22 protein-coding genes are annotated in these 22106 nt (G+C 65.3%); 2 read left to right on the forward strand and 20 right to left on the reverse strand.

Going from position 1 to position 22106, the window contains the following annotated elements; all coding sequences use genetic code 11:
- The first annotated feature begins 144 nt into the window (after positions 1 to 144).
- The gene (locus tag MYCSP_RS15020) at positions 145 to 981 is read left to right on the forward strand and encodes a TIGR03620 family F420-dependent LLM class oxidoreductase (RefSeq protein ID WP_088414186.1); all 837 of its coding nucleotides are present in this window, start codon (positions 145 to 147) and stop codon (positions 979 to 981) included.
- Here MYCSP_RS15020 and smc read toward each other — a convergent pair.
- From smc to MYCSP_RS23535, 3 genes are read right to left on the reverse strand one after another with little or no spacing between them, the layout of a single operon-like run.
- On the reverse strand, positions 949 to 4548 hold the full coding sequence (smc, locus tag MYCSP_RS15025; RefSeq protein ID WP_088414188.1) for a chromosome segregation protein SMC: 3600 nt from the start codon (positions 4546 to 4548) through the stop codon (positions 949 to 951). The two genes, MYCSP_RS15020 and smc, sit on opposite strands and share 33 nt — an antisense overlap.
- A gap of 59 nt (positions 4549 to 4607) precedes the next feature.
- Positions 4608 to 4883, reverse strand: a complete 276-nt coding sequence (locus MYCSP_RS23530) for an acylphosphatase (protein WP_070909941.1) — start codon at positions 4881 to 4883, stop codon at positions 4608 to 4610.
- Positions 4884 to 4886: 3 nt separating this feature from the next.
- Positions 4887 to 5309 carry an OsmC family protein gene (locus MYCSP_RS23535; RefSeq protein WP_070909940.1) on the reverse strand — a complete coding sequence of 141 codons (423 nt, stop codon included), beginning with the start codon at positions 5307 to 5309 and terminating at the stop codon, positions 4887 to 4889.
- On the opposite strand from MYCSP_RS23535, the gene MYCSP_RS15040 reads away from it, so the two are divergent.
- Positions 5300 to 5743 carry a hypothetical protein gene (locus MYCSP_RS15040; RefSeq protein WP_070909939.1) on the forward strand — a complete coding sequence of 148 codons (444 nt, stop codon included), beginning with the start codon at positions 5300 to 5302 and terminating at the stop codon, positions 5741 to 5743. The genes MYCSP_RS23535 and MYCSP_RS15040 overlap by 10 nt on opposite strands.
- A 4-nt stretch (positions 5744 to 5747) precedes the next feature.
- Here the strand turns inward: MYCSP_RS15040 and MYCSP_RS15045 are convergent, their stop codons facing one another.
- From MYCSP_RS15045 to MYCSP_RS15125, 17 genes are all read right to left on the reverse strand, one after another.
- On the reverse strand, positions 5748 to 6422 hold the full coding sequence (locus tag MYCSP_RS15045) for a response regulator (RefSeq protein WP_070909938.1): 675 nt from the start codon (positions 6420 to 6422) through the stop codon (positions 5748 to 5750).
- Entirely contained in the window at positions 6419 to 8914 is a 2496-nt protein-coding gene (locus tag MYCSP_RS15050) for a sensor histidine kinase (protein ID WP_070909937.1), read from the reverse strand. The genes MYCSP_RS15045 and MYCSP_RS15050 overlap by 4 nt, the downstream gene beginning before the upstream one ends.
- A gap of 10 nt (positions 8915 to 8924) precedes the next feature.
- Entirely contained in the window at positions 8925 to 9521 is a 597-nt protein-coding gene (locus MYCSP_RS15055; RefSeq protein WP_070910111.1) for a potassium-transporting ATPase subunit C, read from the reverse strand.
- A 7-nt stretch (positions 9522 to 9528) separates the two neighbouring features.
- The gene (gene kdpB / locus MYCSP_RS15060; protein WP_088414190.1) at positions 9529 to 11625 is read right to left on the reverse strand and encodes a potassium-transporting ATPase subunit KdpB; all 2097 of its coding nucleotides are present in this window, start codon (positions 11623 to 11625) and stop codon (positions 9529 to 9531) included.
- Complete coding sequence (gene kdpA, locus MYCSP_RS15065; RefSeq protein WP_088414192.1) at positions 11622 to 13307, reverse strand: potassium-transporting ATPase subunit KdpA; 1686 nt, start codon at positions 13305 to 13307, stop codon at positions 11622 to 11624. The genes kdpB and kdpA overlap by 4 nt, the downstream gene beginning before the upstream one ends.
- Before the next feature lie 2 nt (positions 13308 to 13309).
- Positions 13310 to 13408 carry a K(+)-transporting ATPase subunit F gene (kdpF, locus tag MYCSP_RS15070; RefSeq protein WP_078308960.1) on the reverse strand — a complete coding sequence of 33 codons (99 nt, stop codon included), beginning with the start codon at positions 13406 to 13408 and terminating at the stop codon, positions 13310 to 13312.
- 165 nt (positions 13409 to 13573) lie between these two features.
- Complete coding sequence (mutM, locus tag MYCSP_RS15075) at positions 13574 to 14425, reverse strand: bifunctional DNA-formamidopyrimidine glycosylase/DNA-(apurinic or apyrimidinic site) lyase (protein WP_088414194.1); 852 nt, start codon at positions 14423 to 14425, stop codon at positions 13574 to 13576.
- The gene (gene rnc / locus MYCSP_RS15080; protein ID WP_088414196.1) at positions 14418 to 15161 is read right to left on the reverse strand and encodes a ribonuclease III; all 744 of its coding nucleotides are present in this window, start codon (positions 15159 to 15161) and stop codon (positions 14418 to 14420) included. Before rnc ends, mutM begins: the two co-directional genes overlap by 8 nt.
- Positions 15158 to 15694 (reverse strand): YceD family protein, encoded by a 537-nt coding sequence (locus MYCSP_RS15085; RefSeq protein ID WP_083335750.1) that lies wholly within the window; start codon positions 15692 to 15694, stop codon positions 15158 to 15160. The genes rnc and MYCSP_RS15085 overlap by 4 nt, the downstream gene beginning before the upstream one ends.
- A 10-nt stretch (positions 15695 to 15704) precedes the next feature.
- Complete coding sequence (gene sepIVA / locus MYCSP_RS15090) at positions 15705 to 16442, reverse strand: cell division protein SepIVA (RefSeq protein ID WP_070910110.1); 738 nt, start codon at positions 16440 to 16442, stop codon at positions 15705 to 15707.
- Positions 16443 to 16548: 106 nt separating this feature from the next.
- The gene (gene coaD / locus MYCSP_RS15095) at positions 16549 to 17034 is read right to left on the reverse strand and encodes a pantetheine-phosphate adenylyltransferase (protein WP_070909931.1); all 486 of its coding nucleotides are present in this window, start codon (positions 17032 to 17034) and stop codon (positions 16549 to 16551) included.
- Entirely contained in the window at positions 17031 to 17591 is a 561-nt protein-coding gene (locus tag MYCSP_RS15100; protein ID WP_070909930.1) for an HdeD family acid-resistance protein, read from the reverse strand. The genes coaD and MYCSP_RS15100 overlap by 4 nt, the downstream gene beginning before the upstream one ends.
- 86 nt (positions 17592 to 17677) lie before the next feature.
- Positions 17678 to 18148 carry a lipoprotein LpqH gene (locus MYCSP_RS15105; protein WP_070910109.1) on the reverse strand — a complete coding sequence of 157 codons (471 nt, stop codon included), beginning with the start codon at positions 18146 to 18148 and terminating at the stop codon, positions 17678 to 17680.
- 58 nt (positions 18149 to 18206) lie between these two features.
- Positions 18207 to 19106 carry a DUF4253 domain-containing protein gene (locus MYCSP_RS15110; protein ID WP_088415631.1) on the reverse strand — a complete coding sequence of 300 codons (900 nt, stop codon included), beginning with the start codon at positions 19104 to 19106 and terminating at the stop codon, positions 18207 to 18209.
- A 133-nt stretch (positions 19107 to 19239) separates the two neighbouring features.
- Complete coding sequence (locus MYCSP_RS15115) at positions 19240 to 20352, reverse strand: oxygenase MpaB family protein (RefSeq protein ID WP_083019759.1); 1113 nt, start codon at positions 20350 to 20352, stop codon at positions 19240 to 19242.
- A 222-nt stretch (positions 20353 to 20574) separates the two neighbouring features.
- Positions 20575 to 21111, reverse strand: a complete 537-nt coding sequence (locus MYCSP_RS15120; protein ID WP_083019785.1) for a hypothetical protein — start codon at positions 21109 to 21111, stop codon at positions 20575 to 20577.
- 40 nt (positions 21112 to 21151) lie between these two features.
- Positions 21152 to 22054, reverse strand: a complete 903-nt coding sequence (locus tag MYCSP_RS15125; protein ID WP_083019757.1) for a dienelactone hydrolase family protein — start codon at positions 22052 to 22054, stop codon at positions 21152 to 21154.
- Positions 22055 to 22106: the final 52 nt, after the last annotated feature.

Consider the following 22106-nt stretch of genomic DNA (forward strand, 5'->3'; position numbering starts at 1 on the left):
GAGACCATGGAATCCGAAAAGACTGGGTCCTGCAACAACCCCAACTGCGCCTGCGCCGACTGTCAGTGTGGATCCAGTTGTAGCTGCGGCAGCGACAAGTAACCCCAGGGAATACCGGGGGCGGGCCTATGCGTTCGCCGTGAGGTGACCGCACCCGAGTTTGCCCCATACGGATTCTTCACTCTCTACTCGGCGGTGGACGCCGAGCTGCTGCGTACCGTCGAGAACCTTGGATTTGATACCGCGTGGCTGGGCGGCTCGCCCCCTGCGGATCTGCCGTGGGTCGATCCGCTGCTTTCCGCCACCGAGCGGATCAGGATCGTGACCGCGATCGTCAACATCTGGTCGGCGCCCGCGCGAGAGGCCGGCCAATCATGGCAGCGCATCGAAGCGGCCCACCCCGGGCGCTTCATCCTCGGTATCGGCGCCGGCCACCCCGAGATCGACAGCGGCCTGCCCTATAAGCCGTACTCGGGACTCGTGGAATACCTCGATGTGCTGGACGAGGTGGGTATACCGAAGGAAGGTCGGGGGCTGGCCGCGTTGGCGGAGAAGTCACTCAAACTCGCCACCCACCGCTCGGCACTGGCACACCCGTACCTCACCCCGCCGTCGCATACCCGTTGGGCTCGTGAGCTTCTGGGACCCGATGCGATCATCGTCCCGGAGCAGAAGGTGGTCCTGACCACCGACCCCGAGGAAGCCCGCGCCATCGGGCGCCAGGCTCTGGACGTGTACCTGGGCCTGTCCAACTACCTGACGATGCTGGAGCGGTTTGCGGGCAGCAAGGATGACCTGGTCAAGCCCGGCAGCGACAAGCTGGTGGATTCCCTTGTCGCATATGGAACTCCGGAACAGATCGCAGCCCGGCTGCAGGAACATCGAGAGGCCGGTGCCACCCAAGTAGCCATCCAGGTGCTGGGCGATCCTGCCGAACGTGCGCAGACGCTAGGTGTTTTGGCTCGCGAGTTGGGTCTCTAGACCGCGCATCCGCTGCGAGACCACCTGCGTGATGCCGTCATCACGCATGCTGACGCCGTAGAGCGCGTCGGCGACCTCCATCGTCGGCTTCTGGTGGGTGATGACGATCAGCTGCGACTTCTCGCGAAGCTGCTCGAACAGCCCGATCAGCCGCTGCAGGTTGACATCGTCGAGAGCGGCTTCGACCTCGTCCATCACATAGAACGGTGACGGGCGAGCGCGGAAAATGGCCACCAGCATCGCGACGGCGGTCAGCGACTTCTCGCCGCCGGACAGCAGCGAGAGGCGCTTGACCTTCTTGCCCGGTGGACGCGCTTCCACCTCGATGCCGGTGGTGAGCATGTCGTTGGGATCGGTGAGCACCAGCCGTCCCTCGCCACCGGGGAACAGCGACGAGAACACGCCTTTGAACTCGCGCTCCACATCGGCATAGGCCTCGGTGAACACCTGCAGGATTCGCTCGTCCACGTCGGCCACCACATCGAGCAGGTCCTTGCGGGCGGCCTTGACGTCCTCGAGCTGCGTGGACAAGAAGTTGTAGCGTTCTTCCAGCGCTGCGAACTCTTCCAGGGCAAGGGGATTCACCTTGCCCAGCTCCCGCAGATCCTTCTCCGCGCGCTTGGCGCGGCGTTCCTGGGTGTCCCGGTCGAACGGCATGGGCTGGGGCGCGTTCACCTGCTCTCCGCGCTCGCGAGCCTGCTCGTACTCGTCGACCTCCTGCTGGGTCGGCGGCAGCTCGACATGCGGACCGTATTCGGCGATGAGGTCGTCGGCGGCCATACCGAACTGTTCGAGCACCTGCTCGGAGAGCTGCTCGATGCGAAGGGCCGCCTGGGCCTTGGCGACCTCGTCGCGATGCAGTGCATCGGTCAGGCGTCCCTGGGCTGCGGCGAGTTCACGAACCTGGTCGCGCACGGCACCGAGTGCCGACGTGTGCTGGGCACGGGTCGCACCGAGTTGATCGCGGCGCGCGGACGCGGCGGCCACCACACGCTCCAGGCGGGCGGCGACCAATCGCCCCGATTCGGCGACCGCGGCGGCCACGGCGGCGGCCCGCATCCGCGCGGCGGCGGCCCGCTCCGCCCTGGCTCGCGCCTCGCGCTCGGCCATCGCCGCCCGGCGCAACGAATCAGCCTTGCCGCGAACAGAATTCACCCGCTCCTCGGAGGTACGCACCGCCAGACGCGCCTCGATCTCGACGGAACGCGCCTCCTCCAGCTCGATAGCCATGTCGTCGCGGTCGATGGGCTCGTCGTCGAACAGATTGGGCGCTTCTTCGGCGTTGCGCAGCCGAGACTCGACCTCGGCCAGCTCCTCCATAGTCTTGGCGCGGTTGACTTCCAGCTGATCACGTTGCTGCGTCAGCTTTTTCACTTCGTTGTCGGCGCTGCGCGCATCCTGCCCGACGCGGCCCAGCTGTTCGTACACCGCCGAGATGGCGGCGTCGGATTCGTTGAGGGCGGCCAACGCCTGCTCGGCGGTATCTTGCCGCGCGGTCTGCTCCGCGAGCGCACCGGCCAGCGCGGCGGAGATCTCGCCCACCTGAGTCTCGGTGGCCCGCAGCTCTTCTCCCGCGGCCTCGATGGCGGCCTGCACCTCCAGCGTGCTCTGCTTCTTGTCCGAGCCACCGGCGACCCAGCCGGCGCCCACCCGGTCACCGTCGATCGTCACGGCCCGCAGCAGCGGATTGGCCAGCACCACCTCGATGGCGGCGCCGAGCTCGTCGACAACCACCACCGAGGCCAGCATCGCGGACACGGCAGCGGCCAGCCGCTCGGGTGCCTCCACCAGATCTGTCGCCCAATGCGCGCCGGCCGGCAGGCTGACAGCGGGGCGCGCGTGCGCGTGCGCAGGCCAACCGCCGAACACGATCGCGGCACGCCCTCCGTCGGAAGCCTTCAGTGCGGCGACAGCGGCCTGCGCGGCAGCCGGGTTCTCCGCGGCCACCGCGTCGGCAGCCGGGCCCATCGCGGTCGCGATCGCGCCCTGGTAGCCCGGACGCACCTTGACCAGCTGTGCGATCGAACCGAAAATTCCAGCACCGCTTCGGTTCTCAGCCAGCCACGCGGATCCGTCTTTGCGTTCCAGACCAATCGCCAAGGCGTCGATACGCGCCTTCAGCGAGGCGACCTGGCGCTCCGCCTGACGTTCGGCCGACTGCAGCTCCGCGACCCGCTCATTGGCAATCGACAACGCGGAGACCGACCGCTCGTGATGCTCGTCCAGCCCCACCTCGCCCTGGTCCAGCTCGGCTACGCGCGCCTTGACGGTGTCGAATTCGGACTGCGCGGCCTCGCCGCGCACCGTTGCCTCCCCGATCGCCTCGGTCAGCCGCTGCGCTTGGCCCTCAATGGATTCCAGCCGAGTGCGCATGGTGTCGACCTGGCCGGTCAGCCGGGCCAAACCTTCGCGACGATCCGCCTCGGCGGCAACCGCGGCCAGGTGTTGGCGCTGTGCCTGGGCGACCGCAGCCTCCCGGGCGGACAGCTCGGCCTTGGCCGTGGCCAGCTGCTCGGTCACCGTTTCCAGCTGTGCGATCAGCAGGCGTTCCTGCTCGGCGACGCGTTCGGCCTGTGCCTCGAGCTCTTCCGGATCGGGTCCGGTCGGCGCGGCCACCACCTCATCGAGGTGGCTGGCCCGCTCCCCGGCGATCCGGACGGTGGCGCTGACGCGCTCGGCCAGTGCCGAGAGCCGGAACCAAGTCTGTTGGGCCAACTCGGCCTGTGGCATCAGCTCGTTCAGTGCCGTCTCGTGCTCGGCCAGCAACGCGGTCGCCACATCGAGCCTCTCGGTGATCTCCGCGTGTTCCTTGCGCAGCGCCGTCTCGGCGTCGTTGGTTCCGTCGAAATCCGCGCGGCGGGACACCAGGTCATCGGCGGCAAGGCGTAGTCGTGCGTCTCGCAGGTCAGCCTGCACGGTGGCGGCACGGCGCGCGACTTCCGCTTGGCGGCCAAGTGGTTTGAGCTGACGGCGCAGCTCGGTGGTGAGGTCGGTGAGCCGGGCCAGGTTCGCGGCCATCGACTCGAGCTTGCGGACCGCCTTTTCTTTGCGCTTGCGGTGCTTGAGCACCCCGGCCGCTTCTTCGACGAACGCGCGGCGGTCCTCCGGACGAGACTCCAGGATCTGCGACAGGCGTCCCTGGCCGACGATGACGTGCATCTCCCGCCCGATGCCCGAATCGGACAGCAGTTCCTGGACATCCATCAGGCGGCAGGCCTGGCCATTGATCTCGTACTCGCCGGCGCCGTCCCGGAACATGCGCCGGGTGATCGAAACCTCGGAGTACTCGATCGGCAGCGCGTGATCGGAGTTGTCGATCGTCAGGGTGACCTCGGCACGCCCCAACGGGGCACGGCTGGAGGTACCCGCGAAGATGACGTCTTCCATCTTGCCGCCGCGTAGCGCCTTGGCGCCCTGCTCACCCATCACCCAGGACAGGGCGTCCACGACGTTGGACTTCCCCGAACCATTGGGGCCGACCACGCAGGTGATACCGGGTTCCAGACGCAGAGTCGTCGGCGAAGCAAAGGACTTGAAGCCCTTCAGCGTCAGACTCTTGAGGTGCACAGCGGGCCAGAGTACCTGCCGATGAGCCCCTCAGGCGACGAGAAACGGCCCGAGTGGGGCTATCGCTCGCTAAACCCGGAGATGGGCTCGCCGGGCTCCTGCCAGCTATCCACCACAAGGTCTACGCGACCTGGCGTTTCACCGCTGTTCAACTTGGCAAGCAGCTGTTCACACAAGGCCTTGTCACCCTGCGCGACCACGTGCACCCGGCCGTCGCGCGTGTTGGCGGCATATCCGGTCAAGCCGAGTTCAAGGGCACGGGATCGCACCCACCAACGGAACCCGACCCCCTGGACGTGCCCGTGCACCCACGCAGATAGGCGGACCTCCGACATCTGCTACCGGTCTTCGCGCAAGCGCTCATCCACCGTGAAGTTCACCTCGGCTCCGGCCTTCAGCGTGCGGCCCACGGTGCAGACCTGGTCGACGGCGCGTTCCACGACGGTCAACACCCGCTCACGCTCCTCGGGGGTGAGCCCGCTCAGATCGATGACCATCTTCTCGTCCAGCACCGGGTAGCGCTCCTGCTCCCGATCGGCGGGCCCGCTGACCTCGATGCGCACCTGGTAGTCCTCGCCGAGGCGGCGTGCCAGGGGCTGGTCGCTGGACATCCCGCTGCAGGCCGCGAGCGCGATCTTGAGCAGCTCTCCCGGGGTGAAGACCCCGTCGACGGTCTCCGATCCGATCAGCACCTCTGCGCCTCGGGAGCTGTGTCCCGTGTAGCGCCGATTGCCCGTACGCTCTACCCATAATGACGTCACGCCCGCAATGCTATGTAATCGCCGCGATCACAGCCGCGGCGACTTTCTGCACGTCATTTTTGTGGGCGCCACGTGCCGCGGCGGAGCCGATAGTGACGCTAGAGTCACTATTGCTGCGTCCGTACAGCGAGGTACGGGCGCAGTTGTTGTCTGGTTCGTGGGGTCCTCGCATCGAAGAGCTGGTCTACATCCCGCCGGGCGATCCCAAGATCGTGCCCACGTCGGCGATGCGACAGACCTACACGGTGGTGGATACCTGCTTCACCAAGCGGATCACCCCGATGGGGATCTACCTTCTTCTCGCGTCCCCGGAGACCGTCGAAAAGGTCGGCGCCGACAACTTCCGGGCCACCTACGGGCAGTTGGTGCCGAAGTATCGCCCGGGTTGTGACCCGGATGTGCAGCAGATCGACCTCGGCCGCCCGCCGTTCTGAGCGGTCACTCCTGGAAGCGGTATCCCATCCCCGCCTCGGTGAGCAGATGCTTGGGATGAGCCGGATCGATTTCCAGTTTGCGGCGCAGCTGCGCGAGATACACACGCAAGTAATGGGTTTCGGAGCTGTAGGCCGGGCCCCACACCTCGTGCAATAACTCTTTCTGCCCCACCAGTTTTCCGCGATTGCGCACCAGCACCGCCAACATCGACCACTCGGTGGGCGTCAGGTGCACCTCTCTGCCGTCGCGGATGACCTTGTGCGAGGAAAGATCCACGTCGAAGGTCTCGGTACGGACCACCGGTTCGGCGCTATCGGGTGTGCCTCGGCGCACCGCGGCCCGCAGCCGGGCCAGGAACTCGTCCATGCCGAAGGGCTTGGTCACATAGTCGTCAGCACCGGCGTCGAGCGCCTCCACCTTGTCCGCCGAATCGGTGCGCGCCGAGAGAACGATGACCGGCACGTCCGTCCAGCCGCGTAGCCCGGCCAATACCTCGGTGCCGTCCATGTCGGGCAGTCCGAGGTCCAGGATCACCACCTCGGGCTGCGTCTCTGCCGCCGCGCGCAGGGCACCCGCTCCCGAGGAGGCCGTCACCACCTCGTAGCCGCGTGCCGACAGGTTGATCCGCATGGCACGCAGGATCTGTGGCTCATCGTCGACCACCAGCACCCGTGTCACCTGATCAGCCCGGCACTGGGTAGTTCGACGATCATGGTCAGACCGCCGCCAGCGGTATCGGTCGCATTCACCGTGCCCTCCATTGCTTCCACAAAACCCTTAACCACCGAAAGACCAAGCCCCACACCGACAGTGTTGTCGCGATCGCCGAGTCTCTGGAAGGCGTCGAAGGCGGCTCCGCGTTTGGATGCCTCCAGCCCCTTCCCGTGATCGGCGACGATCACCAGCGTGCGGTCCTCCACCTCCTCGTAGCTGACACGCACATCTGCCTGTGAGTATCGCAGCGCATTGTCGACAAGGTTGGCCAATACGCGTTCCAGGAGGCCCGGGTCGGCCCGAACCACCGCGCCGCCCAGGTCCATGTGCACTCGCTTGCGATCGTTCTCGGTGGCACCCAGCAAGGCACGCTGCGCGATCTCTTCGACGTACACCGGTACCGCGCGGGGTTTGACGACTCCGGCCGCCAACCGCGACGAGTCCAGCAGATTGCCCACCAGCGCGGTGAGCTGATCGGTCGATTCCTCCACCGTGGCAAGGAGTTCGGCGGTGTCCTCGGGCGAGAACTCGATATCGGGACTGCGCAGGCTGGAGACCGCGGCCTTGACAGCGGCCAGCGGTGTACGCAGGTCATGACTGACAGCCGAGAGTAACGCCCGCCGCAGCCGGTCTGCCTCGGAAAGGGCCGAAGCCTGCGATGCCTCCTCTGCAAGGCGCGCCGAACGAACCAGGCCGACTGCCGTGCCGGCGACCACCTGAAGCACCCGTGCATCGGTGGACGGCACCGGTGGCCCGTTGAGCGCCAAAGCGTATGCGCCGTCATCGACGCGAAACACCGAGTCGGCCTCCGATTCGCGGGTGGGCGGGTTCTCCCCCACGCTGGCGATGGCCGGCCCTTCGGCGCACAGCAGACTCACCGCGGTCTGGTTGTAGGTGGTGCGCACCCGTTCGAGCAAGGCGGAAAGATCCGAATTCACCAGCACTCCGCCGGCGAAGAGCGCCAACAGTTCCGCCTCACGAGAGGCGCGCCGCGCTTGCCGCGCCCGGGTGGCGGCCGCGTCGACCAGGGCCGCGACCGCGACGGCGGTCACCATGATCATCAAGATGGTCAATGCGTTGTCGGTCTCGCCGATGGTGAAGCTGTATCGCGGGGAGACGAACAGGTAGTTGAGTAGCAGCCCGGAGATGATGGCCGAAACCAGCGCCGTCGACACGCCACCGAGCAGCGAAACTGCCAGCACCGCAATGAGAAACAGCGCACTCTTACTGCCCACCCCCAGCGCCGAGTCGAAGAAGTGGATGAACAAGGCGGTTGCCGGGGGCACCAAGATCGCCGCCAGCCAGTTGATGACCAGTCGCTTGCGTCCCCCTTGAGGGACCGTCCCGCCGCGCAGCCGGACGGGCCCCGAATGCCCGTGCGTGACCATGTGCACGTCAATGGCGCCCGAATCCCGGATGACCGCCGCCGCCACACCCTCGTCGAAGATCCTGGCCCACCGCGAGCGCCGGGACGTGCCCATCACCAATTGGGTGGCGTTGACGCCCCGGGCGAAGTCGAGCAGCGTCTGTGGGACATCGTCTCCGGTTACGGTCTGCACCGACGCGCCAATGTCGTTGGCCAGCCTCCGGACCCGTGCCATGACCGCCGTGGATGCCCCGACCAGACCGTCACCGCGCACGACATGCACTACCAGGAGTTCGGCGCTCGACTTGGCGGCGATCCGGCTCGCCCGACGCACCAAGGTCTCCGATTCGGCTCCACCGGTCACCGCGACCACCACGCGCTCGCGCGCTTCCCAGGTCTTGGTAATCCTGTTGTCGGACCGGTATTTGGCGAGCGCGGCATCCACCTGGTCCGCGAGCCACAACAGCGCCAGCTCGCGCAGCGCTGTCAGGTTGCCTGTCCGAAAGTAGTTACTGAGCGCCGAGCCCACCCTCTCGGGTGCATAGACATTGCCGTGAACCATCCTGCGCCGCAAAGCCTCCGGCGTGATGTCCACGAGCTCGACCTGCTCGGCGCGGCGCACCACGGCGTCGGGCACGGTCTCGCGCTGCACGATCCCGGTGATCTGCTCGACGACATCGTTCAGACTTTCCAGGTGCTGCACATTGATGGTGGTCAGCACATCGATCCCGGCGTCGAGGATCTCGTCGATATCCTGCCAGCGCTTCGGGTTGCGGCTGCCCGGCGCGTTGGTATGCGCCATCTCGTCGATCAGCACCAGCGCCGGCTTGCGCGCCAGCACCGCATCCACGTCCAGCTCGTGCATGAGGGTCCCGCGGTAGGTCGTCTCCTTAGGCGGAATGAGCTCCAGCCCGTCAAGGAGTTCGGCGGTCTTGGTGCGCCCATGGGTCTCCACGGTCGCGGCCACCACATCCGTGCCGCGACCCGCCCGCCGATGTGCCTCGTTGAGCATGGCGTAGGTCTTACCTACTCCGGGTGCAGCCCCCAGGTAGATCCGTAGAGTCCCGCGTGCGCGAAGACCATCAGGCACCGTCTCTCCTTCATCGGCAGGGTGGACCGGTCAGGCCCAGTGCCACGTTCAGTGTGGGGACGTTGACACGCGGCTCTCCCAGGATGCCCCATTGCCGGGAGGACGTGTGTGCATCCACGAGCTCTTTCACCCTGGCCTGACTCAGACCCGTCGCCGCCGCGACACGCGGTATCTGTAGCGCGGCATATTCGGGGGTGATGTCAGGATCCAGGCTCGAACCGGAACCGGTCACCGCGTCGGCGGGAATGCGTGCGGGATCGACGCTCTCACGCTGGGCGACAGCGGCACGGCGCGTTTCGATGTCAGCCTTCAACTTCTCACTGTTGGGCCCCTGGTTCGACGGCGCACCGGCAGCCGGATCACCGCTGGCCCGCGTATGGAAGTAAGGGTCAGCGCCGGAGGCCTGCGGATCCACCCCGATGAGCGCGGACCCGACGACACATCCATTGCGATCCTTCAGCGCAGAGCCCTCGGCCGAGCCGGAGTCGATGCGACCGAAGAGCCAGACCGCGGCCGGGTAGGCGATGCCGAGCACCACCGTCAGCGCCAGCAGCACCACCAGGCCCGCCACGCACTGACGCAGCCACGCGAGAGAGATCTTCGTCATTCCCAACTCACCCAATTCCCGGTATGAAACGCACAACCAGATCGATCAGCCAGATCCCCACGAAGGGAACGATCACGCCACCGAGCCCGTAGATCAACAAGTTTCGCCGCAACAGCTCCCCGGCACCCACAGGCCGGTAACGAACACCCTTGAGCGCCAGTGGAACCAGCGCAATGATCACGAGCGCGTTGAAGATGACCGCGGAGAGGATCGCCGACTGTGGAGTGGCCAGCCGCATGATGTTGAGCTCACCCAGCTGCGGATAGATGCCGCTGAACAGCGCGGGCAGGATCGCGAAGTACTTCGCCAGATCGTTGGCCAGCGAGAAGGTGGTCAACGCGCCGCGGGTGATCAGCAGTTGCTTGCCGATGGCCACCACGTCGATCAGCTTGGTGGGATCGGAATCCAGGTCCACCATGTTCCCGGCCTCCTTGGCGGCCGAGGTGCCGGTGTTCATCGCCACGCCCACGTCCGCCTGCGCCAGCGCCGGGGCGTCATTGGTTCCGTCACCGGTCATCGCGACGAGCCGACCGGCCTGCTGCTCCTTGCGAAGCAACTCCAGCTTGTCCTCCGGAGTGGCTTCCGCGACAAAGTCGTCGACACCTGCCTCCGAAGCGATCTGCTTGGCGGTCAGCGGGTTGTCACCTGTCACCATGACGGTGCGGATGCCCATGGCCCTCATCTGGGCAAAGCGTTCGGCCATACCGGGTTTCACCACGTCGGAGAGCCGAATCACGCCCAGCAGCCGGGTTGCGGCGCTGTCGTGATCGGCCACCACCAGCGGGGTGCCGCCCTCACTGGCCACCTGGTCGGCGATCTTTCGGACGGCGACCACTGCCGGGTCGTCCTCTTGTACGCCGGAAAGGCTTGCCACCCATGTGAACACCGCATCGGAGGCACCCTTGCGGATCTGCCTGCCGTCAGCGGTGTCCAAACCGCTCATACGGGTGGCCGCGGTGAAGGCCACGAACTCACCCTCGTGCGCGCCCGCGCCGTCGCCCTCGCCTGTCGCGTCGCTCGCCCCGGCGGCCAGCTGCACGATGCTGCGGCCCTCTGGGGTCTCATCGGCAAGGCTGGAGTCTCGCGCCGCCGCGGCGAGGATCTCATGCGAGATACCCGGTGCCACCAGAAATTCTGTGGCCTGACGGTTGCCGAACGTGATGGTGCCGGTCTTGTCCATTAGCAGGGTGTCGATGTCGCCGGCGGCCTCGACGGCGCGTCCGGACTTGGCCAGCACGTTGTGCTGCACGAGCCGGTCCATGCCCGCGATACCGATGGCCGACATCAGGGCACCGATCGTGGTGGGGATCAGACAGACCAGCAGCGCGATGAGCTTGACCGGATCCTGTTGCTCACCACCGTAGTTGCCCATGGGGCCCAGTGCGACAACCGCCAGCAGGAAGATGATGGTCAACGAGGCCAACAGGATGTTGAGCGCGATCTCGTTCGGGGTCTTCTGCCGCGCGGCGCCCTCGACGAGAGCGATCATCCTGTCGACGAAGGACTCGCCGGGCGCCGCCGTGATCTGCACGACGATCCGATCCGACAGCACGGTGGTGCCGCCGGTCACCGCACACCGGTCGCCACCGGATTCGCGGACCACGGGAGCTGACTCCCCGGTGATGGCCGACTCGTCAACGGTAGCAATTCCTTCCACCACGTCGCCGTCACCGGGGATGACCTGTCCCGCCTCGACGACGACACGATCTCCGGGACGCAACGCACTCCCCGGAACTTCTTCCTCGGTCACTGTGTCTTCGGCGCCATTGCCCGGCAGCCCCACCAGCTTGCGGGCAACGGTGTCGCGCTTGACCTCTCGCAAGCTCGCCGCCTGGGCCTTGCCGCGCCCCTCGGCGACCGCCTCGGCCAGGTTCGCGAAGACCACCGTGAACCAGAGCCACGCGGTGATGGCCCACGCGAAGATCGACGGATGCAACACCGCGAGCACAGTGGTAGCCACCGATCCCACCGTGACCACGAACATCACCGGGTTGCGGGACATGTGGCGGGGGTCCAGTTTGCGCACCGCGAGGGGAAGCGCCTTGACCAACTGCGTGGGGTCGAAGACTCCGGCGCTGACGGGTGTTTTGTTGGGCTTGCTCACAGGACTGCCTCGGCGATCGGTCCCAGCGCCAGCGCAGGGAAAAAGGTGAGTGCGGCCACCAATAGCACTGTGCCGGTGTGTAGTCCGGCGAACATGGGGCCGTGTGTATGCAGGGTTCCGGCCGATACCGGCGTCTTCTGCTGAGTGGCCAGGGATCCGGCCAATGCCAAGGTGAAGATGATGGGCAGGAACCGGCCCAACAACATCGCCACGCCGAGCGAGGCCTGGAACCAGTGGCTGGTCACCGTCAGACCACCGAAGGCGCTTCCGTTGTTGTTGGCAGCCGAGGCGTAGGCGTACAGCACCTCGGAGAAGCCGTGAATCGACTGAGGTGTGCCCGGATCACCGCTGTTGCCTTGATATCCCGTCGTCGTCGGCAGCGCCACCGAGATACCCGCGCCGATGAGCACAAGGGCTGGCATCACCAGCACGGACAGTGCGGCCATGGTGATCTGACGACGGCCGATCTTCTTGCCGAGGAATTCCGGCGTGCGGCCGACCAACAGACCGCCCACGAACACCGCGATGATGGCCAGCACCAGGATGCCGTACAAGCCGGTGCCGACACCGCCCGGTGCGATCTCACCCAGCAGCATGTTCAGAATCAGCGCTCCGCCGCCGGCCGCCGTGAAGCTGTCGTGGGCGGCATCGACTGCGCCCGTGGAGGTTCCCGTGGTAGACACCGCGAAGAGAGCCGTCGCGGGGACGCCGAACCTGACCTCCTTGCCTTCCATCATGGCGCCCGCCGCCTGTGCGGCGATACCGCGCGGGCTGGACTCAGCCCAGGTCACGAAGGCCAGCATGCCTCCGAACAGCGTGGCCATCACCGACAGCACGGTCAGACCCTGACGCTTGTCCCCGACCATCGTCGAATAGGTGCGGGTCAGACAGACCGGGATGATGAGGATGGCAAGGATCTCCACCACATTGCTCAACGGGGTCGGGTTCTCGAAGGGATGCGCGGAGTTGGCGCCCAGGATGCCGCCACCGTTGGTGCCGACTTCCTTGATGGCCTCTTGCGAGGCAACCGGGGCCAGGGCGATGTGCTGCGCCGTGCCGTCGAGCGCTGTCGCACTGAAGTGCGTGTACAGCGACTGAATGGTGCCCTGAGACAACAGAATGAGGGCGACCACAAATGATAGGGGTAGGAGAATCCTTAAACTCCCCCGCACCAGGTCGACCCAGAAGTTGCCGAGCTCACCGCCGGTTGTCGTCCGCACGATGCCACGGATCAGTGCGACCGCGACGGCCAGGCCCACCGCGGCGGAGACGAAGTTCTGCACGGCCAGGCCGACCATCTGCGTCAGATTGCTCATGGTGGTTTCCGGCGTGTACGACTGCCAGTTGGTGTTCGTGACAAAGGACACCGCGGTGTTGAACGCCACCGCGGGGCTCACTCCGCCGAGACCGCCCGAGAGCGGCAGCACGCCCTGGATCCGTTGCACGAGATAGAGAAAGAGCACACTGGCGAAGGAAAACCCCAGCAGCGACAGGGCGTAACCCACCCACGTCTGCTCGGTATCCGGGTCCACCCGGCCGGCGCGATAGATGAGGCGCTCGACGAACGAATGCTTGATGAACGTGAAGACGCGCGCCATGTAGTCCCCCAGGGGAACGTATGCGATGGCGAGCACCAATATGACGAAGCCGATCTGAAGACCGGCCGCCAGGGCGGAATTCACCGTTAGAACCTTTCCGGGTCGAGCAGCGCGACCACCAGATACACGACGAGAGCGGCCGACAGAACGATCAGCACGATGTTGGTGATGACGTCGACGGTCATCGCGCCTGCAATCCGCGTACGACGGCGACGCACAAGGCGAAGCCCACGACCGTCAGGACCAGGTACCAGAAATCAACCACGCAAGGGATCATGATCCCCGCCGAGGGCCCTACCTGCGTTCTTTACGACCCCTTGACGCGCCCATGTGGCGCCATTGACGCGCTATTAACGCGGTTCAACCAGCCGTTGACAGCTCGGGCAGAAGTAGGACGACCGGTTCATGAAGGCCTCCCGGCGCATGGCGCGTCCGCACCTGCGGCACGGTTCGCCCTCGCGCCCGTAGGCCTCCAACGAGCGGTCGAAATACCCGGATTCGCCGTTCACGTTCACATACAAATCGTCGAACGAGGTGCCGCCCTGGGCGAGCGCCAAGCGCATGACCCCGGCGGCACTGTCGAGAACCCCGGTGAGCTTGGCACGGCTCATGCCGTCGGTGAGGCGTCGGCCGTGCACCTTCGCCTGCCACAGCGCCTCGTCGGCGTAGATGTTCCCGACACCGGACACCACGGTCTGATCCAGCAGCGCGCGCTTGATCTCGGTGTGCTTGCCGCGCAACCGGGTAACCACCGTCGACACATCGAACCGCTCGTCGAGTGGATCCCGGGCGATATGCGCAACCGGTTCGGGGAGCTCGCTTCCGTCCACGCTGACCAGGTCGGTCACCATCCAGCCGCCGAAGGTGCGCTGGTCGACGAAGCTCAGCACCGATCCGTCGTCGAGCGTCGCGGCGATACGTAGATGTTGCGGCCTGGAGATCGGTCCGATGAGCATCTGGCCACTCATCCCGAGGTGCACCACCAATGCCTGACCGTCACCCAGGGTGAGCCACAGATACTTACCCCGGCGTCCGGTACCGCTGATCTGTTGTCCAGTAAGCAATCCCGTCAGCTCGACGGCGCCGCCGGCCTGCCTGCGCACGGCGCGCTCATGGTGCACGGCCGCCGCCGCGATGGTCTTGCCGACGAGGTGATGGTGCAGTCCGCGGCGGACCACCTCCACCTCGGGAAGCTCAGGCACCCGCCGAGCCTGAGGTTCTTTGCGCCGGGGGCTCGGCACTGTTGATGCCGTTCCATGCCTCCGAGGCGGCCCGTTGTTCGGCTTCCTTCTTCGACCGGCCGACACCGACCCCATGCGCGGTGTCATTGACCATCACCGTGGCGGTGAATTCCTTGTCATGATCGGGGCCGGTCGAGGTGACCGCGTAGGACGGTGCGCCCCAGCCTTTTTCCGCCGTCAGCTCTTGCAGGCTGGTCTTCCAGTCCAGGCCGGCGCCGAGCTTGGGCGCCGTCTCCAGGAGTTCACCGAACAACCTGAGCACCGCCACACGGGCGGTCTCCAGGCCGTGCTCCAGGTAAATGGCGCCGAGAATCGACTCCATGCCGTCGGCAAGAATACTGGATTTGTCCCGGCCGCCGGTGTTCTCCTCGCCCTTGCCGAGCAGCAGATGTGCGCCCAGACCGTCAGCGGTCAGCCCCCGGGCCACACCCGCCAGGGCCTGGGTGTTGACGATGCTGGCACGCAGCTTCGCCAAATCACCCTCGGAGCGGTCCGGATGGCTGTGGTACAGCGTCTCGGTAATCGTCAGTCCGAGAACGGCATCCCCGAGGAACTCCAACCTCTCGTTGGTGGGCAGGCCGCCGTTCTCGTAGGCATAGCTGCGATGTGTGAGCGCCAGGGTGAGCAGGTCGTCGCCGATGCCCACTCCCACCGCGGCACGCAGGTCGTCGTACCGATTCTCCGGGGCGGGGCTCACTGATCGTCACCGAAGTTGGCGAGTTTGGCCCAGCGTGGGTCGATCTTGTCGTGGTGATGATCGGGTTCGGCTGTGGCCAAGGCAATTCCGCAGTCGGGGCAGAGCCCAGGGCAATCGGGCCGGCACAGCGGAGCCAGCTCCAGATCCGGAACAATGGCGTCGACGATGGTCTGTTCGAGGTCGACGAGACCGTCAACGACCCGGTGCACCTCGTCTTCCTCGGTGGTGGCCTCGGTCTCACTGTCCGGATACGCGAAGAGCTCGGTGAGGTATGCATCCGCATGACCCGTGACAGGCGCCAGGCAGCGCGAGCATTCTCCGGCGAGATCACCGGCGATCGTCCCCGTGACGAGAACGCCCTCCGAAACCGATTCCACCCGCAGATCCATATCCACGTCCGCGCCCTCGGGGATCGCGATCAGGTCGTTGCCGATGCGCACCGGACTCGCGATGGTGCGTTCGATCTCCTGCATCGACCCGGGACGTCGCCCGAGCCCGAGGGCCAGGACATCAAGAACGAAAGGTCCCGGCATAGACCTAATGTTAACGCTGCACGTAGTCGTGGGTACCAGCACCGGTGCGCAGCTGGTGGCGCCCACGGCCCACCGAACGCAGCGTGCCGTTGAGGTAGTCCTCGAACTCGGCCAGCTTGTTGTCCACGTAGATGTCGCATTCACCGCGCAGTCGATCGGCCTCGGCATGTGCCGCGTCGATCAGCCGGGTTGACTCAGCATTGGCAGCCTGGACAACCTCGGTCTGGGCCACCAAACGCTGCTGCTCCTTGATGCCTTCCTGCACGGCCTTGTCGTAGGAGGCGTTGCCCGAGTCGACCAGGCGCTCCGCTTCGGCCTTGGCTCGAGCGACGGTGCTCTCTTGCTCACGCTTGGCATTGGCGATCGTGCGAGCAGCCTCTTCCCGCGCCTCGCCGACGGTCTGCTCGGCATGATTGCGGGCCTCGGCCACCATGCGATCTGCCTGTGCCTTGGCGTCGGCCAACAACCGATCGGCCTCGTTGCGGGCATGCGTCAGCGTCTGCTCGGCCTCGGCGTTCGACTGCCCGATCACCGTCTCGTGATGCTCCTTGGCCTCACGCAGCAGCGAATCGCGGGCGTCGAGGACGTCCTGGGCGTCATCGAGCTCTCCGGGGATGGCGTCCTTGATGTCGTCGATCAGCTCGAGGACATCGCCGCGAGGCACCACGCAACCGGCGGTCATCGGAACGCCGCGCGCTTCCTCCACAATGGCGCCCAGTTCGTCGAGCGCTTCAAATACTCGGTACACGGCTACACCCTTCACGCGAGTTTCCACTGTTACCAGTGTGCCTGGTGTGACTGCTGTGACCGTGCTAGCTGACCGGTGTGTCGGCTATTTCTGCGCGGCCTGTTTTCTATTGTGCCTGGCCACGCAGTTTCCCGAGAAGTCGTTCGTGAACAGAAGGAGGTAGCAACGCCGAGACGTCTCCCCCGTAGGTCGCCACCTCCTTGGCAAGCGACGACGAGACGAACGAGTAGGCGGGTGCCGTAGCGACGAAAAACGTGTCGACCCCGGCGATGTGTTTGTTCATCTGTGCCATCTGGAGTTCGTATTCGAAGTCGGTTCCGGTTCGCAGACCCTTGACGATCGCCCCCAGCCCGCGCTGCCGCACGAAGTCCACCAGCAGGCCCTGCCCCGATTCGACACGCAGGTTGGGCAGGTCGACGGTCGACTCACGGATCATCTCGATGCGCTCGTCGATGGTGAACATGCCCGCTTTGTTCGGGTTGATCAGAACGGCGACGACAACCTCGTCGAACTGCGCCGCGGCTCGTTCGAACACATCCAAGTGCCCGAGGGTCACCGGATCGAACGAGCCGGGGCACACGGCTCCGGTCATACGGCCGATTTGGTGGCCGAGCGAATGCCGATACCGCTACCGATCTGCATCACGCCGATCACGATAAGCCAGATGCCGACGACAACGGCCAACGTGAAGATCGAGCTGATCGGATACACGATGAGCACGATGCCCGCGATCGTGGAGACGATCCCACTGAAGATCTGCCAGCCCCGACCAGGCAACTCCTTGTCACCGACAGCTGTGATGGTGCCCGCGATGCCCTGCGCGATCCAGCCGATGCCGATCCAGATGGCCAGCAGCAGAATCGAATTCAACTCGTCCTTGAAGCACAGCACGCCGAGGATGAACGAAATCGCACCGGTGAGGAACAACAGCACACGCATTCCTGCCGATGACACCGGCAGCGTGAAGGCGAAAACGACCTGGGCCACACCGGAGATCAGGAGATACGCACCGAAAGCGTATGCGGCGACGAGCACGGTGATTTGAGGCCATATCAAAACCACGGCGCCAACGATTACCGCCAGCACTCCAGATACCAGAGCCGTCTTCCAGAGATGCTTGACGAGGTCCTGCCCGACACTTGTAGTCATGGCACCAAGGGTATTTCCTCGGGAACGCGGATGCTGACTTATGGGCCGCAATGGGCACAGTGCGTTACGCGCTCAACATGGTTCTGTTATCTCCTGGCCGGGCAGGTGAACTCAAGTTCGAAGGTGACCGGTGTGCTCAGGCCGGCCGTCGCGCCACCGGCGATCTTGTAGGACTGCCCGGATCTGCTGACCGACGGCTTGGTCACACCATTGGCCGAGTGATACATCACCGGCCGGCCGTCGATGATGCCCAGGGTCAGGCTCTCCAGCGTGGGGTTGTCTCCTGCGGAAAGCCGCGCGGCAATTCCCTCGTCATCGCTACCGATATTCACAAAGGTCATCTCGGCGGCGGTCACACACTCGACCCGATTCTCGACAGGGCGCACGATGCCGTTGACAACAACCCGCGGGCCCGCCGCCGGGACATCGCCCGCCGAACTCGACACCGGAGGACTCGTTTGCGCATCATGGCGCAGGCCCCCGCCCGAGGAGCACCCGACAAGACAAAGCGCAGCCAGCGCCGCCGCACCAACCACCGCTACACCGCTACACCGCATGTTCACTCTCCCCCTCCACGCCGTCCACCTATCAGGTTCAGACTATTCGGCCGCCGCGCTAGTCCCACCAGAAACTCCACGTTCGGGCATCGCTGATCTGACGGGCATATGCGCTCAGCGTGCCCGCGCCCTGCTCGATGTTGTCGGGACAGAACCCGTAGTGCTCGTAGCCGACAGCCACCGAAAGATCGGCCCCCGGCGGGCGCGTCACTTCCACGTCGATGGCATCGAAATCCGCCGACGTCAGCACCGCGCCAAAGCGGTCCTCCCAGGACCGAAGAACCGACGACAGCTCGGCCTCCGAAATGTCGTAGTTCACCCCGTGGGTCCAGCCCAGGGAGTTGAGGGCGTCGGCCGGACGCGTGGCGGGCACCAGAATCAGCAGCGAGCCCCGCTGCAGGTGATCGCCGGTCACGGGGAGCGACCGCTGCGGCTGCTGGGTGCGCTGCTGCAGTGTGATGGGCGCGACCGGCACATCGACGGGGCTCTCGTCATCCGATGAGAGCGCTTCGGTCAAAAAGGATTTCGCGTCCACGGCACCCACATCCGCCGGTTCGGTGAAGTGTTGCCGATCGCCTGGGTCCGACCACGGTCGACGCAGATCTCCGCTCAGCCCCCGGGAGGCCAACGGCCACAGCCCCGTTCGATCGAATCGGGCCGCCAGCCGCAGCCACAACGATTGGATGTCGACCACCGCGGCGTTGCTCACCCAGGCCAGTGGACGGCCCGCAGGACTGACGATCAGGTGCCCTTCGGGCAGTTTGATGCCGTCCACGTTCCACTTCGCGGCACTCTCGGGGCGCGGCAGCTCACCCGTGCGCTCGGCGTGCACGGGCACCAGCAGTTCGGCGTAGGCAGGCAGGTCATGAGCCGGTTCGGGATTGCCCGCGATGGGACGCTTGCTCCAGTAGGCCTGGCCGAACAGGAACGTCAGACCGAGCACCAAGACCGCAACGATTGCGCTCAGCGATATCCACCCTTTTAACCCCACCCGAGAAGATTAGCTGAGTATCTAACTTCCGGCCCATCGACTTACAGTGAAAGCCCCGCCCGGTCGGCAGGAAAGGCGTTAAACCCGCTGCCCAGCAACGCTATTGACTGGATACGACGGCCACATTCGTCTCATCTGTTGATGTGTTTTCTCGCGCGGCGCGGCGGGCCCGGCTCTCCCGAAGTGCTTGCTGCGCGGATTCCAGGGTGATGTTGCGTGGATCGATCCCTTCCCGCTCGAAGCCTCTCGCCGCAATGGGCAAGTAGAAGCATTTCCGCGGCAGGACGCGCTCGAGGACCGCGTAGACCCGCCGATACATGTCCGTAAATCGGCGCAGCATCTCCTCGTCCTCGGGCGTCCACTCCACGTTGAACAGCTCCTGCACATGGGGCGGATAACTACTGAGAACGACTTGCCGCCGCCCCACCAGCCAGGGCCACACGAATTTCTTCATGACCGGAGGCCACCACCGCGGCGCCAGGCGGCGCTCCATGAATTGCTCCAACATGAGCTGCGTCACCTGTGATCTCACCAAATGGTTACGCTCGATGTTTTCCAGATACCGCTCGAAATCGTCGTACGTGCCCGGCTGAGCACTATCGTCCACCCCCCAGATGCTGTACCACTCCTTGGATTCCTCGAATATCTGCTCCTTCACCGCCCGCGGCATGGCCCCATCGAAGTGCAGCCGCTCGGTTACCACCATCAAATGGTGGTAGAAGAAGGTGACATGCGCGAAATAGAAGGTGTCCGCATTCAAGGCATGAAACGTGCCGTCCTGCAGTGTGCCTTTGACGGACTTGTGCATATTCCGAGTCTTCAACCCGTATTTCTTGGCCTCTTCCGGAGGGTCGTACACCGAGCCATAAATGTATTCGCGGGACCTCTGACGCCTTTTTTTGTATATCTTGGCGCGCGCCCTGAAGGAGCTGTCACCATTGAAAAGAACAGAACCCGCGGTCCCTCTCCCCATCTGCGGCCATGCCCCGGCAATGGGACCCAATACCCCGCTGCCGAAATAGATCACGTCAAAGCGACCCCAATATTTCCAAATCAGGGAATCAGCCGGAATTGGATGCTGACAAAGATCTTTCCGTGACAAACTGTTGTCACCGGTGAATTCCGTGACTCTGACATCCTGGGGAATCACCAGCTCCGGATCAAACGTTGTCTGCATGATTTTCTTGAATGCCTTGATGCCCCGCACCACCACGTCAAACTCCTCGCGTTTGCCAACACCCGTCGTCTTGACTGTGACTCATTTCACATTAAAAGGTGATGATGCTCTCGGTGCCACCCAAAATCAAGGGAGGTACGGATGGTTTCGGAGCAGACCGAATCAAGGGAAGTGCGGATGGTTGTTTAGCGGCCCGATGGGGAATCAGAATGGCCCGTGATGGCGCGGGCCGCGCCGCCGCGGTATTACGGCGAGCGACTAATCCCCGGGTTGATCAACGGCCGGGGCGCGATCATCCGCCGGCGGAGACGCGGGGCACTTGTCGGTACCGACGGGATGCTGATTCTGCATCGAGGCCAGCGTGCTCTCAGGAATCACTCCGGCGAACCTGTCGGTCACGGACCGCAACAAGCCGCCGGACCCACAGATCTCGTTGACCGGTGATACCGGGCTGGTAGGTGAGAGCACAGGACCATCGGCCGACAGCGGGCCACCTGCTGCCGTCAGGGGCCCGTTGGCCGAGAGCGGGCCGGTGGGTGACAACAACGGTCCCTCTGCCGACAACGGACCACCCGGGGCTCCCAGACCCGCAACCGGGGCCGGCAGCCCAGCGGACAACGCGTCGCCGGCCACCGATGGAACGACCGCCGCCTGCGCACCCCCGGGCAGCAGATTGGCCACGGGCGATTGCGGCGCCGCGGGTGCCGGTGCGGGCGCTGCCGGTGGATCGCCTTCGTCGGCCATCGCGGGACCCGCGGCGGCTACCGATATCGCACCGCAGGCAGCGGCCACCAGGAGCGCTCTACACCACATGGCCAGCCAGCCTAGGCGCCATTCAGCCAATGTGCTGACCGAACCATGCCGTGAGGCGCTGCCACGCATCTGCCGCCGCGCCCGGGCTGTAGCGCGGCCCGCTGTCGTTGAAGAAGGCGTGGTCGGCGCCGGGTTCGACAACAACTTCATGTGCCAGCCCCGCCCGCTGCAACGCCGTGGCTGCCTGATCTTTCGACGAGGTGACTCGTTTATCGAGTTCGCCGTAGAAGGCAAGCACCGCCGCCTTCGATCGGGAGAAATCGGGGTTGTCCGGAAGGGGGCCGTAGAACGGGGAGGCCGCCGCGAGCCTCGGCTCCCCCGATGCCAGGAGCTGCCAGACCAGGCCGCCACCGAAGCAGAATCCCACGGCGCCGGTAGGCTTCTCGGGTACCCGGCGCGCAATCTCGTCGACGCCGGACTTCAGATCGGCGACAAAGCGTTCCGGCGTGATCTTGCCCAGTGCAGCGGTCGCCTCGGCCGGGTCCTTGAACGTCGCCGTGCCACCCTCCTCGGACAGCAGGTCGATGGCCAATGACGAATATCCAACGCCCGCAAGGCGTCCCGCGACAGAACGAACCCAATCGTTCAGACCCTTGTTCTCGTGGATCACCAGCACCGCGCCCCGCGGCTGTGCTGCCGGCGCCCACGCTCCCTGCAATGTTCCGCGGGGACCGCTCCACGTGATCGGCTCCGTCGCGATCCCCTTGTCCACACCGGGTGGCGGCAGCGTCGAGGTCGGCGTCGAAGCCGGGGCGGGTTTGTTGTCGACCTTGTCGCGGCGGCCGCAGGCTGCGAGGAGCGCGCCGGCCGCGGTGGTGCCGACGCCCAGCAGCGCCAGTCGGCGCATGGCCTCGCGCCGGGTCAGCAGTCCCTCGACATGGTCGGTGGCGATCTCTTCGGCGATGTACCGCTGCAGCGGGGTCATGCCGAGCAGTGTGCGCCCGATAGGTAAACGGTGGCTGTGGATTGCCTGGACG

The organism is Mycobacteroides saopaulense, from assembly GCF_001456355.1.
Lineage (GTDB): Bacteria > Actinomycetota > Actinomycetes > Mycobacteriales > Mycobacteriaceae > Mycobacterium > Mycobacterium saopaulense.